The organism is Glutamicibacter sp. AGC84 (genome assembly GCF_053543575.1).
On the sequence record NZ_JBLVOC010000020.1, the window covers coordinates 152,560 to 157,424 of the forward strand.

Annotated in this window: 4 protein-coding genes; all 4 read left to right on the forward strand. The window is 68.3% G+C overall.

The window, feature by feature from the left end; genetic code table 11:
• Positions 1-55: 55 nt before the first annotated feature.
• Genes ACNPN0_RS13035 through ACNPN0_RS13050 form a run of 4 tightly spaced genes read left to right on the forward strand, consistent with a single transcriptional unit; the run spans position 56 to position 4,818 of the window.
• Positions 56-1,012, forward strand: coding sequence for an ABC transporter permease (locus ACNPN0_RS13035; protein ID WP_332488901.1), 957 nt, complete (start codon positions 56-58; stop codon positions 1,010-1,012).
• 2 nt (positions 1,013-1,014) lie between these two features.
• Positions 1,015-3,036 (forward strand): oligopeptide/dipeptide ABC transporter ATP-binding protein, encoded by a 2,022-nt coding sequence (locus ACNPN0_RS13040; protein ID WP_442904010.1) that lies wholly within the window; start codon positions 1,015-1,017, stop codon positions 3,034-3,036.
• Positions 3,033-3,827, forward strand: coding sequence for an ABC transporter ATP-binding protein (locus ACNPN0_RS13045; RefSeq protein ID WP_332488897.1), 795 nt, complete (start codon positions 3,033-3,035; stop codon positions 3,825-3,827). The genes ACNPN0_RS13040 and ACNPN0_RS13045 overlap by 4 nt, the downstream gene beginning before the upstream one ends.
• 43 nt (positions 3,828-3,870) lie before the next feature.
• Positions 3,871-4,818, forward strand: coding sequence for a dihydrodipicolinate synthase family protein (locus tag ACNPN0_RS13050; RefSeq protein ID WP_400342364.1), 948 nt, complete (start codon positions 3,871-3,873; stop codon positions 4,816-4,818).
• Positions 4,819-4,865: the final 47 nt, after the last annotated feature.

Here is a 4,865-nt window from a genome sequence, read left to right on the forward strand (position 1 = left end):
CCCGCCCCGCCCAGCGCAATGACCTGCACACTTCGATACTCGACGGAGCTACTCCATGGGGAATTTCCTCAACCTGCTCTTACGCCGCCTGGCCGCGCTGCCGGTGATGGTCCTTGGCATCTCCGCCATGGTCTTCATCATCATGAAGCTGGCCCCGGGCGATGAAGCCACCTCCGCGCTGGGCGAGGGCGCCTCCGAGGCCGCCAAAGAGGCCTACCGCGAGGAACGCGGCCTGAACGACGCGCTGGTGGTCCAGTACATCAGCTTCATCGGCCGGCTCATCCGCCTGGACTTCGGCCTGACCACCCCGCCAGCCCAATCGGTCTCCCAGATGATCGCCGGCGCATTCCCGCTGACCTTGCAGCTGACCTTCCTGGGCGTGGTCATCGCCGTGGTCATCTCGCTGGCCTTCGGCCTGCTCGGTGCACTGTACCGCGATGGCTGGCCGGACCAGCTGGTCCGCATCTTCTCCATCGCGGCGATCGCCACCCCGTCCTTCTGGCTGGGCATCCTGCTCATCCAGTGGTTCGCCCTGGGTTCCAGCCCGCTGTTCCCCTCCGGAGGAGCGGCCCCCGAAGGATCGGGCCCGGGCACCTGGCTGCTGCATATGGCACTGCCGGCCCTGGCCCTGGCCATCCCGGTCTCCGCCTCGCTCACCCGCGTGGTGCGCACCTCGATGGTCGAGGAACTGGACCGCGACTACGTGCGCACCGCCATAGGCAACGGCGTGCCGCGCGGCGAAGTGATCTCCAAGAACGTGCTGCGCAACGCCCTGGTCACCCCGGTGACCGTGCTCGGGCTGCGCATCGGCTACCTGCTGGGCGGTGCGGTGGTCATCGAGATGATCTTCTCCCTGCCCGGCATGGGACAGCTGATCATGAACGGCATTACCAACAAGGACACCAACCTGGTCCAGGGCGTCACGCTGACCATCGCGATCACCTTCGTGCTCGTGAACATCATCGTCGACTTGCTCTACCTGCTGATCAACCCGCGAATTAGGACGGTGTAGGGATGAGCATCATGGCCCCACGCAACAACCTCGTGAACCGCCTTTCCGAGTCCGGCGCCCGCTTCAAGGCGCTGCCGGCAGGCTCCAAAATCGCCTTGGCCTTCCTGCTGGCCATCGCCGCGGTGGCCCTCTTCGCCCCGCTGATCGCCCCGCATGACCCGCTGGCTACCGGAATCCCGGCGCAGAAGCCGAGCGCCGAGCACTTCTTCGGCACCGACCGGCTGGGCCGCGACATCTACTCGCGCCTGCTCTTCGGCGCCCAAGCCTCGCTGCTGGTCGGCCTGGGGTCGGTGGCGCTGGCACTGGTCATGGGCGGGCTGCTCGGCGCGCTGGCCGCCACCAGCGCCAAATGGGCCAATGAGACGATCATGCGCATCATGGACATGGTGATGGCCTTCCCGGGCATCGCCCTGGCCGCCGCGCTGCTGGCTTCGCTGGGCAACACCTTGCCGGTGATCATCTTGTCCATTGCGATCATCTACACCCCGCAGATCGCCCGGGTGGTCCGTGCCAACGTGCTGGCCCAATGGGGCGAGGACTACGTGCGCGCCGAACGCGTGATCGGCGCCGGGCGCTTCTACATCCTGGGCACCCACGTGCTGCGCAACTGCGCGGCCCCGGTGATGGTCTTCGCCACCGTGATGGTGGCCGACGCCATCATCCTCGAAGCATCCCTGTCCTTCCTCGGTGCAGGCATCCAGGACCCGGCCCCGAGCTGGGGCAACGTGATCTCCTACGGCCGCACCCTGGTGCTCAACGGCGCGTGGTGGGCGACCACCTTCGCCGGCCTGGTGATCCTGCTGACCGTGCTGGCGCTGAACATGCTGGCCGAAGGCATGACCGATGCGCTGGTGAACACCAAGGGCTCGGCCAGGAAGCAGGCGAAGAAGAACGGCGAGCCTGCGCTGGCCAAGGCCAAGGCGGCCGCGGACCCGCAGGCCGCCGAGCGGCTGCGCGGGGAACTGGACCTGCTGGCAGCGGCCGAGGCCCAGCGCACCGACCGCCTGGTGCTCGATACCTCCCAGGGCGCGCCGCGCACCATCCTGGAGGTCAAGAACCTGTCCATCCGCTTCCCGGAGCGCTACGGGGACACCCCGATCGTGCAGGATGTCTCCTTCGCTGTGCGCGAGGGCGAAACCATGGCGCTGGTGGGCGAATCCGGCTGCGGCAAGTCCATCACCTCGCTGGCCATCATGGGCCTGCTGCCGGGGAGCGCCCAGCTCTCCGGTTCCATCACCTTCGAGGGCAGGGAACTGCTGCCGGCCACCTCCGATGGCGGCACCCGGGCCGGGGACGACAAGGTCTACAAGGGCCTGCGCGGCGAGCAGATCGCGATGGTCTACCAGGACGCGCTGTCCAGCCTGAACCCCTCGATGCTCATCGGCGACCAGCTGCGCCAGCTCACCCGCCGCGGCGGGCGCAAGACCCCCGAGGAACTGCTCGCCCTGGTCAAGCTGGACGCCAAGCGCACCCTGCGCTCCTACCCGCATGAGCTCTCCGGCGGCCAGCGCCAGCGCGTGCTGATCGCCATGGCCCTCTCGCGCAGCCCCAAGCTGGTGGTCTGCGACGAGCCGACCACCGCGCTGGATGTCACCGTGCAGAAGCAGGTGGTCGACCTGCTCAACGAGCTGCGCGAGCAGCTGGGCTTCGCGATGGTCTTCGTCTCCCACGACCTGGCACTGGTGGCCTCGCTGGCCCACCGGGTCACCGTGATGTACGCCGGCCAGGTGGTGGAGTCCGGTCCGATCAGCGAAGTGCTCTCGGACCCGCATCACGAATACACCCAGGGCCTGCTCGGCGCGGTGCTCTCCATCGAGTCCAAGGCCGAACGCCTGCACCAGATCCCGGGCACCGTCCCCAGCCCGTACGATTTCGCCGCCGGCGACCGCTTCGCCGAGCGTTCGCAGCGTGCCGGCGCCGACCCGGACCAGCACCTGTCCTTCGTCCCGGTGGACGCCGGCAGCGAGCACCGCTGGGCCAGCCACCAGGGCAATGGCAGCCACCTTCAAGGAGCCAGCAAATGAGCAACGCGATCATCGAGCTGCAGGATATCCACGTGCACCACAGGATCCGCGGCGGCAAGCTGTTCTCCCCGCGCCTGATCAAGGCCGTCAACGGGGTGGACTTCGCGGTGCACCGCGGGCAGACCGTGGGCATCGTGGGCGAATCCGGTTGCGGCAAGTCCACCCTGGCCTCGGTGCTGGTGGGACTGCAGGAACCCACCAGCGGGCAGGTGCTGTTCAACGGCAAGCCGGTGGGCAAGCGCAACGCCGCGGGCCGCAAGGAGTTCGGGCGCAGCGTGGGCGTGGTCTTCCAGGACCCGGCCACCGCGCTGAATCCGCGCATGCCGATCATGGACACGCTCACCGACCCGCTGCGCGTGCATGGCATCGGCAGCGATGCTTCGCGCAAGGCCAAGGCGCTGGAACTGCTTGAGGTGGTGGGCCTGCCGGCTTCGGCGGCCTCGGCCCTGCCCAGCCAGGTCTCCGGCGGCCAGCGCCAGCGCGTGGCCATCGCCAGGGCGCTGGCCCTGGAACCTGCGGTGATCGTGGCCGATGAGCCCACCAGCGCGCTGGATGTCTCGGTGCGGGCACAGGTGCTGAACCTGCTCACCGACCTGAAATCCGAGCTGAACCTGGGCATGGTGTTCATCTCCCACGATATCCAGACCGTGCGCTATGTTTCGGACACCATCTGCGTGATGAACTCCGGGCAAATCGTCGAGCGAGGCGATGCCGCACAGGTATTCGACGCGCCCACCAATGACTACACCCGCACCCTGTTGGGTGCTGCCCCGGCACTGCTGGAGCACTAACCAATCGCCGCAATTGCGGCACCTAGAGAAAGACCGAATCCCCGTGGCTTACACGAACAACCCGAAGTACTCCGGCGTCATCCCGCCGGTCATCACCCCGCGCACCGCCGATGGCGCCATTGACGCCGCCGGCCTGGATGCCGTGGTGGAACACCTGATCGACGGGGGAGTGGCCGGCCTGTTCGTGCTCGGTTCCTCCGGCGAGGTGCCTTACCTGGCCAATGCCGAACGCGACGCGGTACTCGCCCGGATCGTGGCCGCCAACGCTGGCCGCGTGCCGGTGCTGGTCGGTGCCAGCGAGCAGACCACCGCCCGCGTCATCGACGAGGGCCAGCGCCTGATCGCCCTGGGCGCCGACGCGCTGGTGGTCACCACCCCGTTCTATGCCATCTCCAACGGCCCGGAGATCGAAGCGCACTTCACCGCCATCCACGACGCCCTGCAGGTCGACATCTTCGCCTACGACGTGCCGGTGCGCACCCACCACAAGCTGCCGCTGGATGTGGCCATCCGGCTGGCGCAGTCCGGCGCCATCGTGGGCGTGAAGGACTCCTCGGGCGACGACGTGTCCTTCCGCCAGCTGCTGCTGGCCACCAAGGACATCGAGGGCTTCTCGGTGTTCACCGGCCATGAGGTCGTCGTGGACGGGGCGCTGCTGGGCGGAGCCCACGGCGTGGTCCCGGGCCTGGGCAACGTGGACCCAGCCGGCTACCGCCGCCTGTTCGACCTGGCCGTGGCCGGCAATTGGGCCGGCGCCGCGGCCGAACAGGACCGCCTGGCCCGCGTCTTCGACATCGTCTACACCCCGGATGCTTCCCGGGTGTCGCCAGGGGCTGCGGGCCTGGGCGCCTTCAAGACCGCCCTGGTGGAACTGGGCATCATCGCCAATAACGCCATGAGCGCCCCGATGGCGTCGCTGGATGCCTCCGAGGCCGCCGCGATCCGCGGGATCCTGGCCGAAACCGGCCTGCTGCCGGTGGCCGCCAAGTAGGCCCTGGCCCAGTGCAAGAACAACTAGCAGGCGCCGGCGAGGTGCTC